Source organism: Bordetella muralis (assembly GCF_054781015.1).
Genome location: NZ_BAAGVF010000004.1, coordinates 207,014 through 228,574 on the forward strand (window position 1 = coordinate 207,014; position 21,561 = coordinate 228,574).

General features: G+C 58.4%; 16 protein-coding genes, 1 tRNA gene and 1 pseudogene. 10 read left to right on the forward strand and 8 right to left on the reverse strand.

Annotated features, from left to right (window positions below):
• Positions 1 to 91: 91 nt before the first annotated feature.
• From cysS to ACYVIT_RS09625, 9 genes are all read left to right on the forward strand, one after another.
• Entirely contained in the window at positions 92 to 1,552 is a 1,461-nt protein-coding gene (gene cysS / locus ACYVIT_RS09585; RefSeq protein WP_415807579.1) for a cysteine--tRNA ligase, read from the forward strand.
• Between the two features lie 15 nt (positions 1,553 to 1,567).
• On the forward strand, positions 1,568 to 2,212 hold the full coding sequence (locus ACYVIT_RS09590) for a DNA-3-methyladenine glycosylase family protein (protein WP_415807578.1): 645 nt from the start codon (positions 1,568 to 1,570) through the stop codon (positions 2,210 to 2,212).
• Between the two features lie 36 nt (positions 2,213 to 2,248).
• Entirely contained in the window at positions 2,249 to 3,214 is a 966-nt protein-coding gene (locus ACYVIT_RS09595; RefSeq protein ID WP_415807577.1) for an acetyl-CoA carboxylase carboxyltransferase subunit alpha, read from the forward strand.
• 25 nt (positions 3,215 to 3,239) lie between these two features.
• Entirely contained in the window at positions 3,240 to 4,232 is a 993-nt protein-coding gene (tilS, locus tag ACYVIT_RS09600) for a tRNA lysidine(34) synthetase TilS (RefSeq protein WP_415807604.1), read from the forward strand.
• A gap of 395 nt (positions 4,233 to 4,627) precedes the next feature.
• Positions 4,628 to 5,893, forward strand: coding sequence for an aspartate kinase (locus tag ACYVIT_RS09605; protein WP_415807576.1), 1,266 nt, complete (start codon positions 4,628 to 4,630; stop codon positions 5,891 to 5,893).
• A gap of 70 nt (positions 5,894 to 5,963) precedes the next feature.
• Positions 5,964 to 6,056: transfer RNA gene (locus ACYVIT_RS09610), tRNA-Ser, on the forward strand.
• Positions 6,057 to 6,218: 162 nt separating this feature from the next.
• A complete protein-coding gene (locus tag ACYVIT_RS09615; RefSeq protein ID WP_415807575.1) occupies positions 6,219 to 7,415 on the forward strand; it encodes a tyrosine-type recombinase/integrase in 1,197 nt (398 codons plus the stop codon).
• Positions 7,416 to 7,608: 193 nt separating this feature from the next.
• Positions 7,609 to 8,784: an STY4528 family pathogenicity island replication protein gene (locus ACYVIT_RS09620; protein ID WP_415807574.1), complete on the forward strand. Its 1,176-nt coding sequence runs from the start codon at positions 7,609 to 7,611 to the stop codon at positions 8,782 to 8,784.
• 1,051 nt (positions 8,785 to 9,835) lie between these two features.
• Entirely contained in the window at positions 9,836 to 10,699 is an 864-nt protein-coding gene (locus ACYVIT_RS09625; RefSeq protein ID WP_415807573.1) for a phage integrase N-terminal domain-containing protein, read from the forward strand.
• A 229-nt stretch (positions 10,700 to 10,928) separates the two neighbouring features.
• Here the strand turns inward: ACYVIT_RS09625 and ACYVIT_RS09630 are convergent.
• Positions 10,929 to 11,294: pseudogene (locus tag ACYVIT_RS09630) on the reverse strand (ArsB/NhaD family transporter); the annotation flags it as partial.
• Between the two features lie 198 nt (positions 11,295 to 11,492).
• Here ACYVIT_RS09630 and ACYVIT_RS09635 point away from each other — a divergent pair.
• Positions 11,493 to 12,461 (forward strand): arsenic resistance protein, encoded by a 969-nt coding sequence (locus tag ACYVIT_RS09635; RefSeq protein ID WP_415807572.1) that lies wholly within the window; start codon positions 11,493 to 11,495, stop codon positions 12,459 to 12,461.
• A 232-nt stretch (positions 12,462 to 12,693) separates the two neighbouring features.
• On the opposite strand, the gene ACYVIT_RS09640 is transcribed toward ACYVIT_RS09635, so the two are convergent.
• The 7 genes from ACYVIT_RS09640 to ACYVIT_RS09670 form a co-directional block, all read right to left on the reverse strand.
• Positions 12,694 to 13,200 carry an ArsR/SmtB family transcription factor gene (locus tag ACYVIT_RS09640; protein WP_460478189.1) on the reverse strand — a complete coding sequence of 169 codons (507 nt, stop codon included), beginning with the start codon at positions 13,198 to 13,200 and terminating at the stop codon, positions 12,694 to 12,696.
• Positions 13,201 to 13,399: 199 nt separating this feature from the next.
• Positions 13,400 to 14,032, reverse strand: coding sequence for a cation transporter (locus ACYVIT_RS09645; RefSeq protein WP_415807602.1), 633 nt, complete (start codon positions 14,030 to 14,032; stop codon positions 13,400 to 13,402).
• Between the two features lie 185 nt (positions 14,033 to 14,217).
• A complete protein-coding gene (locus tag ACYVIT_RS09650) occupies positions 14,218 to 14,883 on the reverse strand; it encodes a DsbA family protein (protein WP_415807571.1) in 666 nt (221 codons plus the stop codon).
• Positions 14,880 to 15,329, reverse strand: coding sequence for a disulfide bond formation protein B (locus ACYVIT_RS09655; protein ID WP_415807570.1), 450 nt, complete (start codon positions 15,327 to 15,329; stop codon positions 14,880 to 14,882). The genes ACYVIT_RS09650 and ACYVIT_RS09655 overlap by 4 nt, the downstream gene beginning before the upstream one ends.
• Before the next feature lie 140 nt (positions 15,330 to 15,469).
• Positions 15,470 to 18,649, reverse strand: a complete 3,180-nt coding sequence (locus ACYVIT_RS09660) for an efflux RND transporter permease subunit (RefSeq protein ID WP_415789058.1) — start codon at positions 18,647 to 18,649, stop codon at positions 15,470 to 15,472.
• 12 nt (positions 18,650 to 18,661) lie between these two features.
• Positions 18,662 to 20,164, reverse strand: coding sequence for an efflux RND transporter periplasmic adaptor subunit (locus ACYVIT_RS09665; RefSeq protein WP_415807569.1), 1,503 nt, complete (start codon positions 20,162 to 20,164; stop codon positions 18,662 to 18,664).
• A 19-nt stretch (positions 20,165 to 20,183) separates the two neighbouring features.
• Positions 20,184 to 21,455: a TolC family protein gene (locus tag ACYVIT_RS09670; protein ID WP_415807568.1), complete on the reverse strand. Its 1,272-nt coding sequence runs from the start codon at positions 21,453 to 21,455 to the stop codon at positions 20,184 to 20,186.
• Positions 21,456 to 21,561 lie beyond the last annotated feature (106 nt).

Sequence of the window (21,561 nt, forward strand, 5' to 3'; positions counted from 1 at the left end):
CGTTCGTCGTTTATCCACCGATGTTTCGCCTGCCGGCGCCGACCGCCCCGCGGGACTTGCACCGCAATTTATCGAGGCCTGTTCAAGCGTCATGCTGCACATCTACAACACGTTATCGCGTACGAAAGAACCCTTCAAGCCGGCCCAGCCCGGCCAGGTGCGCATGTACGTGTGTGGCATGACTGTTTACGACTATTGCCATCTGGGCCATGCCCGCATGCTGGTGGCTTTCGACGTGGTGCAGCGCTGGCTGCGCGCCAGCGGCCTGGCGGTCGACTATGTACGCAACATCACGGATATCGACGACAAGATCATTCGCCGCGCGGTCGAGACCGGGCGGCGGATTGGCGAGGTTACCGAATACTACATCGCCGCCATGCATGCCGATGAGCGCGCCCTGGGGGTACAGTCACCCGACCGCGAGCCGCGGGCCACCCAGTATGTGGGCGATATGCTCGACATCATCGGCAAGCTCGAACAAAACGGCCTGGCCTATCGGGCCGACGATGGCGACGTGAATTACGCGGTACGCGGCTTTGCCGGTTACGGCAAGCTCTCGGGCAAGGCCCTGGACGACTTGCGCGCCGGCGAGCGTGTGGCCGTCGGCTCGGCCAAGCGCGACCCCTTGGATTTCGTCCTCTGGAAGGCCGCCAAACCCGACGAACCCGAAGACACCAAATGGCCGTCCCCGTATGGCCTGGGCCGTCCCGGCTGGCATATCGAGTGCTCGGCCATGAGCAAGGCCCTGTTGGGCCTGCCCCTGGACATCCATGGCGGCGGTCCCGACCTGAAATTCCCGCACCACGAAAACGAAATCGCCCAGACCGAGGGCGCATTCGGCGGCACCTTGGCCAATATCTGGATGCATTGCGGTCCGCTGATGGTCGATTCGGACAAAATGTCCAAATCCCTGGGCAATTTCCGCACCATCCGCCAGACCATCGCCCAGGGCGAGGCTGCGGGCGACCAGGCTGACTACGCCGTCAACCCGCGCGAAGCCGAGATGTTGCGTTTCTTTATCGTGCGCAATCACTATCGCAGCCCGCAAAACTACGCGCCGGACAACCTGGTCGATGCGCAGAACGCCCTGGATCGTCTCTACCAGGCGCTGCTGAACGTCGCGCCCGACGCTAGCGAGGTGGATTGGAGCAGTCCGCCGGCGCAGGCCTTCAAGGCGGCGATGGACGACGATTTCAATACCTCGGGGGCGTTGGCGGCATTGTTCGAGCTGGCCTCCGACGCCAATCGCACCCGTAGTTCGCACGCTGCCGGCCAACTCAAGGCACTGGCCGCGGTGCTGGGACTGTTGCAACAGGACCCGGCCAGCTACTTTCAATGCACGACCCGCTATTCGGCAGCGAGCTTGGCACAGGGGGGCGCCGCCGCTGACGAATTGGGCGCCGAGCAGATCGATGCTCTGATCGCTGCGCGAGCGGCCGCCAAACAGGCACGCGACTACGCTGAGGCCGACCGGATCCGCGCACAGCTGCGCGAGGCCGGCATCGAGCTCGATGACAAACCCGGTGGTATCACCCAATGGCGCCGCGCCTGAGGAATCCACACTGTCATGTCTAGCGCAGATATCGCCATCGCCAAGCCCGACTACTGGGAAGAAGCCGTCGCCCACCTGATGCGGCGCGATCGCATCCTCAAGAAAATCATTCCGCAGCATAGTGAAACCTGGCTGACGTCGCGCGGCTCGCCTTTTATCACGCTGGCGCGCGCCATCCTGGGGCAGCAGATTTCCAACAAGGCCGCGGATACGCTGTGGCAACGGTTTCTGGAGACTGTTGGCAAACGCCCCACGCCGAGCAGTGTGCTCACCATTGGCGTACAGGGATTGCGGCAAGCAGGCCTGCCGCAGCGCAAATGTGAATACGTACAAGATTTAGCCGCGCATTTTGGCGAGCGCCGTGTGCACCCGGAAAAATGGGATGCCATGGACGACGAAAGCGTGGTCTCAGAATTGGTCGCCATTCGTGGCATCGGCCGCTGGACGGCCGAGATGTTTTTGATCTTTCATTTGCAGCGACCCGACGTGTTGCCTTTGGACGATCTGGGATTGCTCAAGGCAATCTCGTTACACTACTTCAGCGGAGAGCCTGTCTCGCGCTTCGAGGCCCGAGAGGTCTCGTCGGCGTGGCAGCCTTGGCGTACCGTGGCGACCTGGTACCTGTGGCGCAGTCTGGAGCCCCATACGGCTCTGAACTAACGCACCACCTGGCACCCAATAACGGAACCCTACTACATGCGCAATACCTTCCTTGAATTTGAACAACCGCTGGCCGAGCTCGAGAACAAAATCGAGCAACTGCGCTATGTCCAGGCCGACTCTGCCGTCGATATTTCCGACGAAATCGGCCGGCTGCAGCAAAAAAGCCAGACGCTGGCCAAGGAAATCTACGGCAAATTGACGCCGTGGCAAACCGCCCTGGTGGCTCGGCATCCGCAGCGTCCCTATACCCTGGACTATGTCCGGGAGATCTTTACCGACTACCACGAACTGCACGGCGACCGCATGTATGCCGATGACCAGTCCATCGTCGGTGGCCTGGCGCGCTTCAATGGCGAATCCTGCATGGTCATCGGCCACCAAAAGGGCCGCGACACCAAAGAACGCGCGGCGCGCAACTTCGGCATGCCGCGCCCCGAAGGCTATCGCAAGGCCCTGCGCCTGATGCGCCTGGCTGAAAAATTCAAACTGCCGATCTTTACGTTTGTCGACACCCCGGGCGCTTATCCCGGCGTGGGTGCCGAGGAACGCGGCCAATCCGAAGCCATCGGCCACAACCTGTATGCCATGGCCGAACTCAAAGTTCCCGTCATCACGACCATCATCGGCGAGGGCGGCTCCGGCGGGGCATTGGCGATTGCTGTCGGCAACGCCGTGTTGATGCTGCAATACGCCACCTACTCGGTGATCTCGCCCGAGGGCTGCGCCTCCATTCTGTGGCGCAGCGCGGACAAGGCCTCCGAGGCTGCCGAGGCCCTGGCCATCACTGCGCCGCGTCTGAAAGACCTGGGCTTGATCGACCGCGTGGTCAACGAGCCCGTAGGTGGCGCCCACCGCGACCCGCGCGTCATGGCCCGCCTGCTGCGCCGCGCACTGGGCGACGCCTTGCGCCAGTTCCGTGGCATGACGGCCGAACAACTGGTCGAGCAACGCGTGCAGCGCCTGCTGTCGTACGGCAAATTCCAAGAAGTCCGTAACTGAGATTGCCGTGTTTCCCAGCCCTGATTTGACCGCGGCCCTGCGCAAGGTATGGCAGGGCGTGGCAAATCCGGCGGCACGTCTGGCCGTCGCCACCAGCGGCGGCGCAGATTCCGCGATGCTTGCTGCACATGCAGTTGCACTGGCACGCGAGCACGGCACTGAAATCATCCTGTTCCACGTCCACCATGGCCTGCAGACGGCCGCGGATGGCTGGGCCGATCACGTCCAGGCCTTGGGACGTATCCTGGACGTACCCGTTGCCACCGCACATGCCCGGGTTGATGCCAACACTGGTCTGGGTATAGAGGCCGCCGCTCGCGACGCGCGTTATGCCTCGCTCGCGGAATTGTCGTGTCAACATGACGTCCAGCACATCCTGCTGGCGCATCATCAAAACGACCAGGCCGAAACCGTCTTGCTGCGTCTGCTGCGGGGCACGGGCCCCGATGGCATGGCCGCCATGGCACCCACCATGCAACGCGATGGCATCACCTATCATCGCCCGTGGCTGAACCAAAGCCGCGCCAGCATCCTGCAAGCCGCCCACGCATTCGCCGAACAGCACGATTGGCATGCCGTCCAGGATCACACCAACGCCGACCCTCGCTACACCCGCGCAGCCGTTCGCGAATTGCTGTCGCCGGTGCTGGATGCCCGCTGGCCCGGCTGGCAAGCCCGCCTGGCCAGCCACGCACGTCACGCCGCCGAGACAAGCAGCATCCTCGAAGAGGTCGCACAAAACGACATGGCCACATTGGAACTGTCGCTCGACGGCACGAGTTTTTCCCTGGTCCGATGGCGCAGTCTGCCCTCCGCCCGACAATCCTTGGTTCTACGCCACTGGTTGCGCTTGAACGGCGCCCGCATGCCCACCGAAGCGCGCATGGCAGACCTGCTACGCCAGCTGCGCCAACTACACAGCCTGGGCCACGATCGCCAAATGCAAGTCGCCCACGCCCAGCACGTCATCCATTGCCACCGCGGCCGAGTCCGGATCGAGCCTCGCAGCGAGGCATAAGCCTCGATACGCAATCCGCTCGAAGTGTTCCCATAGGATTGAGCCGGCCCTCATAAGGTCAAGCAGACGCTCTAAAAATGCAATTCAACCAACAAAAGGTTTTAACAACCTTAGCCTGCCTCCATCGCGAGTACCGGCGGCGTGTCTGAGGGGGCGCAGGCCCGTTGAGTCCGCCCCGCCTGATGAGGCTGGTGAAGGGGAGTCTGGCCGCGCAGGCGGCCAGACCGGACGATAGGGCCTGCGCCCCCTCAGACACGCCGCCGGTACGTCTAAATAGAGATACTTCGAACGTTAAACCTCCTCAAAATTGACCCCCTCTGCGCAAATTTTCACCACGCGCTAAAATACTCAGCTTTGCCTGCCCAGCAGTGGCAGGTTTCCAGCCAGAGTACGAGATGTCCCTGATCGTTCACAAATACGGCGGTACCTCGATGGGCTCAGTCGAGCGCATCCGCAACGTCGCGCGTCGCGTCGCCAAGTGGCATGCCGCTGGCCACCAAGTGGTCGTCGTGCCGTCGGCCATGGCCGGCGAAACCAACCGCCTGCTGGGCCTGGCCCGCGAAATCGCGCCCCAGCCCGACCCCCGCGAACTCGATATGATTGCCGCCACGGGCGAGCAAGCCAGCAGCGGCCTGCTCGCCATTGCCCTGCAAGCCGAGGGTGTTGCCGCCCGCAGCTATACAGGTTGGCAGGTGCCGGTCCGCACCGACTCGTCCTTTACCAAGGCACGTATCACCTCCATCGAAGACGCCCGCATCCGCGCTGACCTCGATGCCGGCCGTGTCGTCATCGTGACTGGCTTTCAGGGCATCGACCCCGAGGGTCACATCACCACGCTCGGCCGCGGTGGCTCCGACACCTCGGCCGTGGCCGTGGCTGCTGCCCTCAAGGCAGACGAGTGCCTGATCTACACCGATGTCGACGGCGTCTACACTACAGACCCGCGCGTCGTCCCGCAGGCACGCCGCATGTCCGTCGTGTCCTTCGAAGAAATGCTCGAAATGGCCTCGCTGGGCTCCAAGGTACTGCAGATCCGCTCAGTGGAATTCGCTGGCAAGTACCGCGTTCCGACCCGTGTGCTGTCCTCGCTGACCGACCCCCTTATCCCGCTCGAAGAAGAAATGACTTCGGGCACGCTGATTACTTTTGAGGAAGACGAAAAAATGGAAGCCGCCGTTGTCTCCGGCATCGCCTTCAGCCGCGACGAAGCCAAGATCACCCTGTTGGCCGTGCCCGACACCCCGGGGGTAGCCTTCTCCATCCTGGGCCCCGTCGCCGCCGCCAACATCGACGTCGACATGATCGTGCAAAACCAGTCCGTCGCTGGCACGACCGATTTCTCGTTCACGGTCAACCGCAACGAATTCCAGCGCACCATCGAACTGCTCCAGCGCGAAGTCGTGCCCGCCGTCAAGGCGCGCGAACTGGTCACCGATGACAAAGTCGCCAAAGTCTCCATCGTCGGTATCGGCATGCGTTCGCACGTCGGCGTCGCCAGCCTGATGTTCCAGACGCTGTCGCAAGAGGGCATCAACATCCAGATGATCAGCACCAGCGAAATCAAGACCTCGGTGGTCATCGACGACAAATACATGGAACTGGCCGTTCGTTCGTTGCACAAGGCGTTTGGCCTGGATCAGGTACCCGCTGAAAAAGTCTGATTCCGCGTCCGTTTTTGGCATGCGTCAGTGGCGTATGTCAAAAAAACCGTGCTAGAATTACAAGTTCTGCGGAGACGTGGCCGAGTGGTTGAAGGTACTCCCCTGCTAAGGGAGCATGTGGCTTAAAACTGCATCGAGGGTTCGAATCCCTCCGTCTCCGCCAGTTTAAGTTCTACAGAAATCTATAGAAGTCCACAAAACCCGCATGAACACTATGTTCTGCGGGTTTTTTGTTATCTGGACATCCAAGCTGATCTGTTGACAGCGACAAGATTCTGACGGTATGTTGGACGGTATCTGAACGACCGTCAGGAGAGATACCGTCATGGCGTTATCGGATATCACCGTACGGCAGGCCAAGCCGAAGGACAAGCCCTATAAATTGACCGATGGTTCCGGGCTCTATCTACTAGTCAACCGGGCGGGCAAGTATTGGCGCTACGACTACCGCTTCAACGCCAAGCGCAAGACTGTGGCCTATGGGGTGTATCCGGTTCTGACCTTGGCGGCAGCGCGCGATGCGCACCTTCAGACCAAGCGCCAGTTAAAGGCCGGTATCGATCCGATGGCCGGGCGTCAGGAAGAACGTCAGGTGGCCAGCCTGACGTTTCGCAAGGTGGCGCAGCAGTGGCGCGAACAGTGGAAAATCGGCAAAACCACGAAACACGATGCTGATGTTTGGCGACGTCTGGAGATTGACGTGTTTCCTGCCATTGGCGACAAGCCAGTCGCGGAACTGACTACTGCCCATGTGCGGGACTGCGTAAAAGCCATCGAACAACGCGGCGCACTGGATATTGCCAAGCGGCAATTGCAGAAATGCAGCCAGATCATGCGCTATGCTGTGGCCCACGATCTTGCCGAGCGCAATCCGGTGGCCGATGTGCAGCCGGCAGACATCTTGCCCACCCGCAAGAAACGCAACTATGCCAGACTGGATGCCAAAGACCTGCCGCAATTGCTTTGCGACATTGACCATTACGTCGGCGGCGAACATACCCGGCTGGCACTGCAATTGATGGTGCTGACGTTCGTGCGCACATCCGAGTTGATTGGCGCAACATGGAGCGAGTTTGATCTGCCCGGCAAGCGCTGGGATATTCCTGCCGAACGGATGAAGATGCGCACGCCCCACATTGTGCCGCTCAGTCGTCAGTCCATTGCCGTTTTGGAAACGCTACGGGCGCTGTCCTTCGGGCGCGATTATGTCTTCCCCGCCGATACGGGCAAGCCTACGCACATGAGCAACAACACGATTCTTTATGCGCTATATCGTATGGGCTATCGGGGCCGCATGACCGGCCACGGCTTTCGCGGCATGGCGTCCACCATTTTGCATGAGCAAGGCTGGCCTCACGCCCACATTGAACTGCAATTGGCGCATCAGGAACGCGATGACGTGAGCGCCGCCTACAACCATGCGCTGTATCTGACGCCCCGGGCGAAGATGATGCAGGCCTGGGCGGATCACGTAGGCAGGCTGCGTATGAGCAAGGTCGTCGCTATGCGCACGGCGGGTTGAGACTTGCCTCTCGTAACGAGTGCGTTGGAAAAGTGGGTCAGTGAACGGGCCGTACCCCGAGGCGATAATAGTGCGATCTACGCACCGGTCAATACGGGTATGGAGCAGATCGCATTGTTGCCTGACGGGTGAGCGAGACTGCGATGAGATGGGAGGTAACGGGCCGCTGTGGCCCGATCTCTGGAGGCTTCTCATGTCAGACCATCATCATCACCACCACGATCCGCAGAGGCACAATGCCCTGTTTACCACGCCCTCTGCGCTCATGCTCGATACCCGGCTCACGCCGCTAGAGCGCAATGCCTGGCAAGTCCTGCGCATGCTGCGCGGCGCAGACGGTGTGAGCCCACTGGCTAGCCTGGGGCAATTGCGCCGCTACCTCACTACCACGCCCCTGGGGCAGCGTGCGGGCTACCTGACCGCGCGGCGCGTACTCGTCGTGCTGCGTCTGACCGGCTGGATCAGTCTGATTGGGCAGCATCGCGATCCCATGACGGGCCATGTCCTGAGCGAGCGGTATGAGGTGCATGAGCTCGCATTGCGCTTTGAGCAGGCCAGCGAGCGGGATGCTGGCTTGGCGCAACTGTTGCACGAGTCCGTCGACGGCGAAGACAACCAGGTGGATCGCGTCGCCATGCACATCCGGGAAACGTTGGAGCAAGCGCCCACGGCGAGCGATAACGACGCTCGCAAGCCGAGCCACGACGACGACGAGCCACCTGGTCCCATGCCGCCATCGCCATCGGACCAGGACGCTGCCCAAACACCGGCGTTGGAGGATTCCGTCAGCAGCATGGAGAGTCCGCTGCAGACCGGCCACGCCCACCCCATGCCGCACGAGCAAGACAGTACGTATAAGACGTATATGTATAAAAAAGAACGTACGTACCGCGCACGCGCGTATAAGGAGGGCGGCTCAGTATCCTCCCCCTTGGCCTTGCCGCCTTGCCTGAGTAACGCTAAAACTGATCAGCAAAAAGATGTGCAGGCCGCCTTGCGCCGGCTGCCGCCCGCGCATCGCCAAGAGGTGCTGGACGAATTGCAGGCACGCAGCCAGAGCGGCACCGTGCGCAATGTCATCGCTTACTTTTTTGGCCTGATCAAGCGGGTGCTTGCCGGAGAATTTCGCTTGTGGGCGGGCCGCAAGGCGGAGCAACCTGCCAGCCTGCCACAACAGCCCGGTGCGAGTACAACAGCGGCGACCCCGCGTCTGGCCACCCGTCCAGAGCCACCCATGCAGCCCGCATCGCGCGAAACCGCGTTTGCGTACCTCGCTCACCTGCGCAAGACGCTGAATATGCCGGAGCATGCGGGCGAGCTTGCCGCGCAGGTGGTGCAGGCTAACGGCTGGCGGCCTCGTCCTGCCTAGGGCTGGCCTTGGCTTCGCGCTCCTGCGGGCCTTAACGAGGCGCGGCCGCTTGGAGCACCGCTCTCGCCGAAGGGCAAGAGTGCAGGGGGACACACATCCCTGGCACCCAGCCGACAGGCTGATACGCTGCGTGGGCGTCGATGGTGCGCTTACGCCGGGTGCTCACCCGTTCGGTGCTCGCCGGCGGCGGCACGCCGCTGCTGCGGCTTACGCGCCCGCCAATGACACCCACTACTCGCGGCTTGCTCTGACCGATTGCACGTCGCTCGTGTGGAGGCTGCCGCATGGCTTTGCACGCGAGCTGCCTGTGCAGGCGTGACATGGGAACCATGGCATCCCTGCGCAGGCAGCCGACAAGGCCGAAGGCCGCGTCAGTGCCGCAACAGGTAAGGGACCGGCGCGAACGCTGCCGCAGCGCCTTTTGCCGCAGCACGGCACCGATGCCGCGACATGGGCCGTCACTGCGCGCCGCAGTGACGGCCCCACGCATCCCAGCAACAATACGGGCAAAACCAAATCCTATTGTGTGCGGCATACATGATGATGGCCGGCCTACACTGACCAGACAGTTGCCAAGACCGATGGGCTTCATACATCGGCACCCCAGCACCGCGGGTTCCTTCAAGCACTGGCCCGTCAGGGTGGAACCCATCCAGGTATGCCCAGGCTCCTGCTGCATACCGACCCCTACCCATGGGGTGGAGCCTTCTTTTATCTACTTGTACTCATCCTTTTTCGCGCCCACGGCGCACTGTCCCCAGCGACCATGCCTTGCGTGCAATGCGCTAGGTTGCGGCGGCTTTCCCTACTTATCTCACTCACTTTTAACACGGAGGGTTCATCCACGTTCAGCGCATTTTCATCTCGCAGTACGTCCGTTCGGCCTTCCAGCAGGGAGCAAGACGGAGGCCTCATTCGAGGCTTTGGTGTCCCCTGAACACCATGCCCTTGCCCTCACGGGATCTCGCCTAGCGAGTTGGCACTAACACTAACCATTGGGTTTCAGGACAACACGACAGTACCGACAACACGTTCACCCAGAGACGGAAAAATGGATGACTTGACCTATACCCTGCGCCAGCTTTGCCAGCGCAACCGCGACGGCAGTCACACCACCCAGGCCGACCGCACACGCTCGCTGACGTTGGTTGCGCGGCAACTGCGCGAGGCCGGTTTCCGACAGATGAAGGCCCCATCGCTCAAGGGAAAGCATGTCGAAGCCCTTTTAGAACGTTGGCAAGATGAAGGCTTGTCCGCTGGCACCATCAAGAATCGACTTTCGCACCTGCGTTGGTGGGCCGAGAAGATCGGCAAGGCGGGCATCCTGCCGGCGGACAACACGCAACTGGGCGTGGCCGAGCGCCGCTATGTGACCAATGTCAGCAAGGCACGCGAACTGGGCACAGGTCTTGCTCACGTTACCGATGCCCACGTGCGTATGAGCCTTCAGCTACAGGCCGCCTTTGGATTGCGCCGGAAAGAATCGCTCCTCTTCCAGCCCCGTTATGCAGACAAAGGAGACCATCTCGCCCTGAAAGGCTCATGGACGAAAGGTGGAAGGGAGCGAATCGTACCAATTACCACGCCAGCCCAGCGTGAGGTGCTGCAAGCGGCGCACCGTCTGGCGGGAACCGGGTCATTGATCCCGGCGCACAAGAACTACATCCAGCAGCGGCACGTCTACGATGGGCAGTGCAAGGCAGCGGGCCTAAGTCATATGCATGGGCTACGTCATCAGTATGCGCAAAGCCGCTATGAGGTCTTGACCGGCTGGAAAGCCCCTGCGGCGGACGGACTGTCAACGAAGCTCCTGACGTCTGCGCAGCGCGTGCAGGATGCTCACGCGCGGCAAACCATTAGCCAGGAGCTGGGGCATGAAAGAGCACAAGTCACCGCTACCTACCTCGGGAGGTAGCTCGGTTTCTGAACAAACAATGGGGGCAAAGATTTACCGGTACCGACGCTCAGTGCTGCGCCAACCGACCAGAGGCTGGCTACAATTCCAGGCATTTTTTTTGAAAAAAACAATGTACTGAATTAAGAGTTGATCGTGTGCGTCCGAGCCGGGGACTCGCACAGCGATCATTCCACATATCCGCGGGAGGAGAGCTCGCGTCAAGCCCCTGGTGTAGCTGACGTACGACCTAATCTAATCGCCAAACTAGGGCAGCCAAAGTCACGGCGAGCACTGGCAACGTCAACACGATACCGACCTTGAAGTAATACCCCCAGGAGATGACGGTGCCTTTGCACTCGAGTACGTGCAGCCAGAGTAGTGTGGCCAAGCTTCCGATGGGCGTGATCTTGGACCCCAGATCGCTACCGATGACATTTGCGTAGATCATGGCCTCTTTCACGACTCCGTCGGTTTGCCTAGCATCAATCGACAATGCACCTATCAATACGGTGGGCATGTTGTTCATGACAGAGGAAAGAAAGGCTGCCAGAAAGCCTGTGCCGAACGTCGCGGCCCACATGCCCTGCTCTGCCAATCCCGACAACATGTCGGCACGAAGATTGCGACAGCTGCTATCATGAGAAATTATTCGTATGGCTTTTCTTAGTTTGGAATTTATGGGTACCGTCCTGGCCCGATGCCGTCGTACTTGAACGATTCTTGTGGTACCTATAGGGCCAAGCCCGTACCCATATAGGCGGTGGCGATGTGCTTCATCGCGCTGTATACCATCGCTTTTCCAGGATTTACCGTGTCCCTAGCCAAATATCGCGAACGCCTGGAATCCTGGCAGATCTTTGTCTACTTCGCGGCCGTCATAGTGGCTTTGTGCCTAGCGTGGCAATTGCCTGGAACAGTGGCGCTGGCGCCAGCTATCGATCCTCTGCTGGCCTTCATGCTTTTTGTGACCTTTCTGCAGGTACCTCTGACGGAATTGCGGGAGGCTCTATCGAACGTACGCTTCCTGGGCGCGCTGCTAACGGCGAACTTCATAGCGGTACCGCTACTAGTTGTCGTGCTGCTACCCTGGCTGCCTGCTGATCCGCTGCTACGCATAGGCGTCCTGCTGGTACTACTGACACCATGCATCGATTATGTCGTGACCTTCGCACACTTGGGGCGCGCTGACGCTCGGCCACTGCTGGCCTCCACGCCGGTGTTGTTGATTGGGCAAATGTTGCTCCTACCAATCTTCCTCGGATGGCTCTTGGACCATACGGCAGCTGACCTGGTGAAATGGGAGCCATTTATGCATGCCTTTATCTGGCTGATTGCCGTACCGCTGGTCCTGGCCGCTGCCTGCCAAGCCTGGGCATCGCGCGGAAGACCGGGCCAGGATATCGTGAACATGCTGGGCTTACTACCGGTGCCAGCCACCGCGGCGGTGTTGTTCGTCGTCGTAGCCGCAACGACACCGCAACTTGGACATGCACTGGGTGTCGTGCGTACTGTTGTGCCGATCTATGTCGTCTTTGCTATCACTGGACCGCTTTTGGGTTGGTACGTGGCGCGTGCTTGGCGGCTGCCCACCGCCCAAGGGCGTGCCGTGGCATTCAGCGCCGCCACCCGCAATTCGCTGGTGGTTCTGCCGCTCGGGATGGCCATTCCAGGCGCCGTTCCCTTGATTCCTGCGGTGATCGTCGCGCAGACGCTAGTTGAGCTCATCAGTGAACTGGTCTACGTGAAGCTGCTTCCGCGTATGGGAGCAGGGCCTCGCTAGCGCGAGATTAGCCGCGTAGGTTACCGTCTGAAGTCAACCCCTCCCGTCAATGTCACGGCGCACTGGGCTTGCTGGCAGATTCGTCCAGTCCCGCAGGGGCGGTGGATCGAGACTGCGTGGAAGCGCGATAGATCGCCGAGATAGCCCCCTTCTAAGTCCATAAAATTGAGGCTTCAACCTCGTATGCAAGAGTTTGCTCGCAAACGCGCGTCTATCCGAAACGACCGATAATCTAGTCAGAGGTTTGCTGCTGCTTCGAATTGGTAAATATGTCGCCAATCGCCCTCATTTCAATGAGTCCGCCGGCACACATAAATCCGGTGAAATCTGAGCATCTGGCCGCCTGATCGGTCAACATGAAGGACATCAAAGCGCCCATCAAGGCAACATCAGCCTGGTAAATAATGCTAGGCCCTTGTCGGCCCCCCAAACTAGGCCCGCGCGCCAACACTGATAGGTGCTGCGATACCGTGTTGTGGGGGCCACCCACGCGTTCTGCAATCGTTCCTGCTGCGACACCTTCGGGCTCTCGGCTCACCCGCAGGCGAAATATCTCTAGGCGCGTCGGCTGAGACAACGCGTGAAAGGCGCTCAATGCGTGCTGAAAAGACGTTTCTCCGTGTGGAGGATCAGGGTTGAAATGGCTGGCAACGGCTGGCGATGTAGGGCGTACTGTAGACATATTGGCGCAAATAGCGTCATTGATTCTGTATATCCAGACAGACCATATCGCAAACATGACAGATTGGTGTCAGCAACAATCCAGCAATCATCGTGGTTGCACGCAGACTATCGCCGGAGTCCCGCGGTCAGCCGGAGACCATTCCACCGAGTTACTGCTCGCCTCTGGCGTTAGGGCCGCATTGTCCGCCTGCTGAAAGGCAGCAGGCGGGTTATTAGTCGACAGGCATGGTCCTGACGGACAAGTGTCGCGGTGTCTAAGCCGAGTCGGCACTCTCCACGGCCTTGCTAGCCTCGCCCAGAATGTCGCGACCACCTTTGGCCGCGATAACCGACACAACCAAGCCAAGAATGAGGTCCGGCAGATTGGAGTCCAGTCCCAATACCAGGGCACCTGAAAGGACAATTCCGAGGTTGACGACCGAGTCGTTGCTTGTAAAGATAGTTGACGCCTTAAAGTTGACGTCCTCTCCGCGATGGCGCTTTAGCAATCTCAAGCAGATGATATTGAGTGCCGCATTCGCTGCGGCCATCGCCATCATTGCCGGACCCACTGGTGCCTCGCCGCCAAAGAACCGCCGAAGGACCTCAGCTGCCAGCATCGCCGCCAAGGCAATCAACAGCCAGCCCGAGAGACGGGCGGCTCGGATTTTTATCGCCTGTGAACGTCCAACCGCATAGAGGCTGACGCCGTACACGGACGCATCGGCCAGATTATCCAGGGCAGCTCCAATTAGTGCAGTTGAAGAAGCCCACATTCCAACCACGACCCCAACTGAGCACTGGCTCAGGTTGATAATTAAAACAAGCAACAAGATCTTACGATCGCCCATTGAGCGGTCATCAAATTTGTCGCTCTCATCACTGCCGTTGCTGTCGTTCATTGACAATGCCCAGATAGTTTCAAAGGGATGAACTAAAGGTCTTGAGTGATTCGCCTCAGCAGTGGCGGAATTCAAAACCTCCGAAAACGCCTACCGAATCGGGATGCCTTCATAAATCAACAACGATTAATCTTGAGGCGTCGGTATTTGAACCATTCAATATGAGGCAGAACAAAGCTGCCCATCACACGTTACTGCTGCCGTTTGTGGCGGCCCACTGCTTCTCCGACTGCATTTGAAAGCTCCTGGGGCGTAAGCTTGTCAAGTCGGCTTCCCTCGACGAAGAATGTGGGAGTGCCCTTTATACCTACAGCGTTGACGTCCTTCGCGTCGGCCTCAATGATTGCGCTGACGGCTCCGTCCTGCATATCAACGCGGGCTTTCGCTTCATTCAGGCCCGCGCGTGCCGCAGCGCTCCATGCAGCAGCGACGTTTGGATCGTCATGCCATTCTGGCTGCGCGTTCAGCACTGCCTCTAAAACCGGGAGAAAGAGCTCCTGCTTACGAGCCGCCTCCAGCATTCTCACCACTGGCTCGGATCCTTTGTGAAGCAACACATAGCGCAACACCAAGCGGACGTCGTCTGGGTGCTTCTTCAAGAGTTTTTTAACGTGTGGATAAAAAGCACGGCAGCCTTCGCACGAAGGATCAAAGAACTCGACGATGGTTATAGGCGCATCGAAGCGCCCAATCACAGGGGAATGAAAGCGCACTAGCATTGCTCCGTCCTTACGCGCGACGGATTGCTGGATCGTTTTCGATTCCGGCGCACCCGTTAACCGTACAGATAGGACGGCGACAGCAAATACGATAAGCGAAGTTGCACCGATGGTGATGATAAGCAGACGTCGATTCATTGTTTGGAATAGTGTCGGGCCGTGAAAAGGGAGGCTACGATCATAGTAAACGCAAGCAGTGAGAGAAACGGCAAGGGTACAGAACCAAAGATTGTCATGGCGGCACCTGAACAGGAGCTAGCCGCCGAACAAACGGAGATCTCCGGCTCAATCACATGCCAGTACAACAGCGTGTGATAACCTGCGATCCCACCGCCGACTAGCGCCAAGGGTGAGGCGTAACGCCAGACCCCATAATCCTCACGATAGCAGGCGACACCTAGTATCCAGCAGAGCGGAAACATGAATATCCGCTGGTACCAACACAATACACAGGGGGTCTGCCCCAACACTTCGCCAATGAAAAGGGCAGATAATGTTGCGCCCAGCGCAGTTGCCCATGCCAGAACCAGGCCGGCCCAGGAGCGTCGAATGTGGTTCCCTTCTGAAGCAGCGGCGACGATCACGAAGCATTCTCCCTAACGGTTCTGCGCGTTACTACGCAAGCTGAATGCCTCGTGTAGATTGCGGCGCATGCGGCCCTTCAGCAGTAAGCAAGGTCGTCGCACATCAGCGGAGGTTTTGGCCGACATTTCGGCCAAAACCTTCATACAGCGGGTGCATGCTTGGCTTGTTCAGACACCTCTTCCAGCTCCATCTCTTCTCTGTCGTGCCGGTGGACCAGCCGATACAGCGCCGGAAGCACGAGCAGGGTGAGGATCGTTGAGGATATGATTCCGCCAATCACTACTGTCGCCAAGGGCCGCTGCACTTCTGCCCCTGTCCCCGTTGCGATTGCCATAGGCACAAAGCCAAGCGAGGCTACCAGAGCCGTCATTAAAACCGGCCTCAGCCGGCTGATCGCACCCTCCCGTACGGCCTGGTCCACAGATCTGCCAGCCTCGCGCATCGAACGGATGAACGACAGCAATACCAAGCCGTTCAGTACCGCTACGCCGCAGAGTGCAATGAAGCCAACGGCGGCTGTGATCGACAGCGGAATACCGCGCAACCACAATGCCACTACACCGCCGGTAAGCGCAAATGGAATGCCTGTAAAGACGATCAAGCCGTCCCTAACGTTGCCAAACATGGCAAACAACAATCCGAACACTAACAACAACGCAGCTGGGACCACTATTCGGAGCCGGTTGGCTGCGGACTGGAGTTGTTCAAATGTACCTCCCCAGGAAGTCCAGTAGCCAGAAGGGACTTTCACCCGTGCTTCGATCTCGCTGGTTGCCTCGGACACGAATGAGCCCAAATCGCGTCCTCTCACATTGGCACTCACAACGATACGGCGCTTGCCGTCCTCTCGTGAGATCTGATTAGGACCTGGCGAAAGATCAAAGTCTGCTACCTCACTTAGCGGAATATAGGTCGTCTTTGAATCAGGCGCTGCAGGCAGTGCAATTGGCAGATTGCGAAGCTCCGCAATGTTTTCCCGCACTTTTTCCGGTAAGCGCACTATGATGTCGAAGCGTCGATCCCCTTGGAAAAACGTCCCAGCCTCGCGACCGCCCGCAGCAATAGCCAACGTATCCTGTATCGCAGCCATACTCAGTCCATACCGTGCTGCACGCGCACGATCGATGTTGACAGTAAGCATCGGCAATCCCGTAGTCTGTTCAACCTTCACCTCAGAAGCGCCAGGGATTGTTTCCAGAACTTCCGCGATCTCCGTGGCTGTCGCGTTCAGGACTTCGTTATCATCGCCAAAAACCTTTACCGCCACATCGCTGCGAACCCCCGAGATCAGCTCGTTGAATCTCAATTGAATGGGTTGCGAGAACTCGTAATTATTACCCGGAATTTGTGCTGCTTCTTCCTGAATCGCTGCCAGCAGTTCAGCATGTGACTTCCGTGGCGCTGGCCATTGATCTATAGGCTTAAGCATGATGTAGCCGTCTGAGATATTCGGCGGCATGGCATCCGAAGCAATTTCCGCCGTCCCCGTGCGCGCGAACACCCGTTCAATTTCCGGAAATTTCTCCTTAAGCCGGCTCTCGATTTGCTTTTGCATTTCGACCGACTGTGTGAGACTAGTTCCGGGAACGCGAAGGGCTTGGATCGCCATGTCCCCTTCGTTCAAGTTCGGAATAAATTCGCTACCCAGACGAGAAGCAAGCACACCACAAACGATAACCAATATAGTTGCTGCGGCCAGCACAATTGGAGTGCGGCGCAGCGTGCCCTCCAGCAGAGGCTGATATCGACGCGTCGCCCACGTCATTAAGCGGTTTTCTTTCTCCGATACTTTGTTTCCCATAAAGAGTGCCACTGCCGCCGGCACAAAGGTCACGGATAGAATCATAGCGCCCAGCAGCGCGAAGACCACGGTCAACGCCATAGGATGAAACATCCGTCCTTCTACACCACTCAGCGCAAAAATTGGCAGGTAAACCACCATGATAATTAACTGCCCGTAGAGCAAAGGCCGGCGCGCCTCCCGCGCAGCCGCAAAAACCTCGTGAAAGCGTTCAGAGCGCGTCAGTGCCCGCTGCTGAAGAGCTTGAGCGTGGCTCAAACGTCGCACGCAGTTCTCCACGATTACGACTGCGCCATCTACGATGATGCCAAAGTCCAACGCCCCAAGACTCATCAAATTGGCACTGACTTTATAGGTGACCATCCCCGTGAAGGTAAACAGCATGGAAAGTGGGATGATCGCCGCTGTAATAAGCGCGGCCCTTATGTTCCCAAGAAATACAAACAAGACGACTATGACCAACGCCGCCCCTTCAAGCAGATTTTTCTTGACCGTGGCTATCGCCTTGTCAATCAAATTCGCCCGGTCATAAACCGTGACAGCTTTAACGCCGTCCGGTAGGGTTTTGTTGATGGAATCTAGCTTTTCCGACACTGCTTCGGAGACGGCAAGGCTATTCTGCCCAATGAGCATGAACACCGTGCCGAGCACGACTTCCTGACCGTTATCCGTAGCCGCGCCCGTTCTCAATTCGCGGCCAATTCCTACGTCGGCAACATCCCGTATGCGAATTGCTTGCCCGTTGACCGAAGTCAGCACGATATTGCCGATATCTTCGATGGACTTGACCTGACCTGGCGCGCGTATTAGGTATTGCTCGCCCTTGCGCTCGATATAACCCGCACCAACGTTGGCGTTATTGCTTTCCAACGCCGTCATGACGTCGGCGAGTGTGAGCCCATATGATGCAAGCCGCTCGGTGCTAGGTGCGACTTGGTATTCCTTCGCAAAGCCACCAATGGAATTAACCTCGGTCACGCCAGGGATATTACGCAATTGTGGCTTAATGACCCAATCTTGTATCTCACGCAGATCCATTGGCGTATACGGGGAACCATCTTCTTTTCGGGCATTAGGCTCCGCTTCTACGGTCCACAAGTAGATTTCGCCCAAACCTGACGAAATTGGCCCGAGCGTAGGAGTTATTCCGGCCGGCAAGCTATCCCTGGCTTCTTGCAGGCGCTGGTTTACCAACTGCCTTGCAAAATAGATATCCGTTCCATCCTCAAAAATTACTGTCGTCTGAGAAAGACCATAACGTGACAATGATCGCGTCTGCTCCAACCCCGGAAGGCCAGCCATGACAGTTTCAATCGGATAAGTGATTCTTTGTTCAGTTTCCAGCGGAGAATAGCCTGGTGCCCCAACGTTGATCTGTACTTGCACGTTGGTGATATCGGGAACCGCATCAATTGCAAGGCGTGAATAGTTATATACACCGATGGCGGCCATTCCAAGTGTCAGGAATAGAACCATCCAACGCTGCTCGATTACAAAGCGGATGAGGCGCTCAAACATGGTCTCTCCGCTTCAATGTGCGTGATCGGCACTGGCTTTGCCGAGCTCCGACTTTAATGTAAAAGCGTTTTCAACAGCATAGCGAACGCCAGGCTTCAGGCCTCGCGTTATTTCAACCATCGAGTTGGAACTCTTTCCGACCGTGATCGGCTGCGCCAGAAAGCCACCGGGGACCTCGATGAACACAATGGACTGTCCATCAACTGTGTGAACGGCATCTGCGTCGACACCGACCGCGACCTCCGAGTCGTCGGTAATCACCTGCACCGTCACAAAGAGGCCCGGTCGCCAGGCGGCTGCCGGATTGTTCAAAGTAACGCGTGCCGTCGCCGTGCGCGTCTGCTGACCGAGCAATGATCCGATGTAGGAGACTTTGCCCTGTACAGTTGCCTCGAACGCAGTGGATGACACGATGGCGTCCTCTCCGATGCGTACCGAGGCCAGATCTTTGGGAGCAATCACAAACTCCGCCCAGACGGTGCTTAAGTCCGAGATTGTGAATATGCTGGCGTTATCTGCAAGTGCCTCCCCAAGTGCTATGTGCTTCTCCACTATCATTCCATCAAATGGTGCGCGAACCTCCAACAGCGCGAGATCTTTCGTCTGCGGGAGTGCGCCCACTGCGCTCAATTTCTGCGTAGCATTTTGCACGGCGATTTCGGCCTCGTTTAATGCCGCACGTGCGATTTGGTAATCCTGCTCTGCGGAAACCTTTTCGCGCCATAGGCGCCTCTCTCGGGCATGCGTCTGTGCGGCCAATTCTCGTCGCTTTGTGGCAGCCAGCCACTCGCTGCGCAAATCCGATAACGACGCACTGGAAATCACGGCCAGAAGCTGGCCCTTCTTAACTTGTTGCCCTAGGTCGGCTGAAACGCTTTCCACCACGCCCGCCATCCGCGGCACTACGTGCGCGGTACGATCGGCATTGAACTTGACTTCCCCGGGGAATTGGGCAGACGTCGGCAAAGGTGCAGGCCCCGCCACCGCGATTTTGATACCAGCAGTCTTGACCTGCTCCGGCGATAGGGAAATCCTGCCCTCCTCTTTCTCTAGAGAAGCGCGGACGACCTGTTGATCAGATAAGTGGACGTCGGCTTCAATTTTAAAGAAGTGGGGCTCCGCGATAGATTGCACACTAACCAAACCGCCACCTTCTTTGCGAAATGTGAGGTTCTCCACTTCTCCATTCGGACGCGTCAACTTCGCAACCACCTCCCCTGGTTCTACTGCAATCGGCTGCCCTTCGGCATACCCCCAAACCTTCAGGCGAGGCTCTCCTCCCTCTTCGCTAAGCAGCAGTTCCACCCCAAATGTTTCGACGGACGTGAGCGTACCGCCATTTGGGCCGGCGGCCTCGGCCATTTGGGCGGAGCTTGCAGGAGTGCTCTCGTGCTCTTCATGGTCATGTTCATCCTGAGCAGCGTACAGAGGACCAGAGCCCGTAAGAAACAGCACAAAAATCGCTACCGCGTACTTGACATGCTTTGCGATGCTCGAATATCCGTTGTTCAACATATTGTTTTCTCTACTGGACTCAACGTCCAAGGATCCGCTGGATTTCAGAATGGGCTTGGTATGCTGATGCCACTACCCTGAGGTATGCGATGTTTGCGTCTGATAATGTACGTTGCGCGTCCAACACGTCGAGAAATCCAAATTTCCCTGCCTCAAATCCCTTGCTGGCTGACTCAAACGCTTGCGAGGCTCCCGGGATAACCGACCCTCGGTAATCACGCGCCGCCGCGACGGCAAGATCGAACTGAGAAACAGCTTTTAGTAAGTCTGCCGTCAGTCGTGCCTGCAAGTCCCGATATGTGTCCCGGGCCTTGTAAGCCTGCATTGAGGCGGCGTACACATTGCCTTGATTTCTGTCGATGATAGGTAGAGGGATGGAAATACCGATCTGCGGCTTGTTGCGTCCGACCTCATTGTCACGAGCAACACCTACGCTGACCGTGATATCTGGATAGCGCTTACTCTTCTCGACTTCGATTAACGCCTGTCCCAAGTCGACCGCCATCCGACCCGACTGCAAAATAGGCGACCCCGCTAACTCCGCGCGGAGTGCATCCAAGGTCCCTCTCGCCGGAAGTAGATCGATGTCTGCCTCTACCGAATCAAATTTTGGATCGTTTTCCCCCCAGAGAACGGCTAAATTTCGGCGGGCATTCAGCAAGTTTTCTTTCGCCGCTCGCGCCTCAATCCGAGCGTTTGCCATTGCCACTCCGGCCTTGCTGCTCTCCAAAGGAGGAGCTTTTCCTGCAGCGACCCTACGCTCTGCTAGGCGCAGCGCACTGGCCGCAATCTCAACATTATCGTCCGCAACGCGCACTGATTCTTGCGCTACGGCCAGATCGAAAAATGCAGCGATTACGGAGGCGCGCAGCGTTGCTCGGGCGCTATTTACGTCCTGCTTTGCAATGTCACGCGAAAGCTCCGCCGCAGTGACGCGCGCGGCACGTTTGCCGCCGAGCTCGATGGGCATGTTGAGCAAGGCGGTCGTCGTACGCGTGGCCTCCTGAGTATCGTCGACGCCAATATCGAGGGACGGATTTGGCATAAGTCCAGCCTGGGTAACAAGACCGTCGCCTGCGGAAGCCTCATATTTTGACGCGGCAAGCATCGGATTGCGCTCCAGCGCCATGCTCAACGCCTGCTCGAGTGTCAGCAAGCGCCCGTCAACGCTTACCGTATCTATAGGCGCCGCTTTAGCAAGAAATGAGTCGAGTTTCGCAGGCTCTTTGGCCTGCGTCGAAGTGACGAGCAACAGGGCCGCGATGGCCAGCGGCGGCGAGAGTAGACGCATTTTTTACCGTAAGGAATTTAGGCTTGGCGAGGACTTAGCTGGACCGATCAGGTCGGGCCATGTTTCACCGGCGGGATCACAGGCAGATAGCCGGCACTGTAGCTAA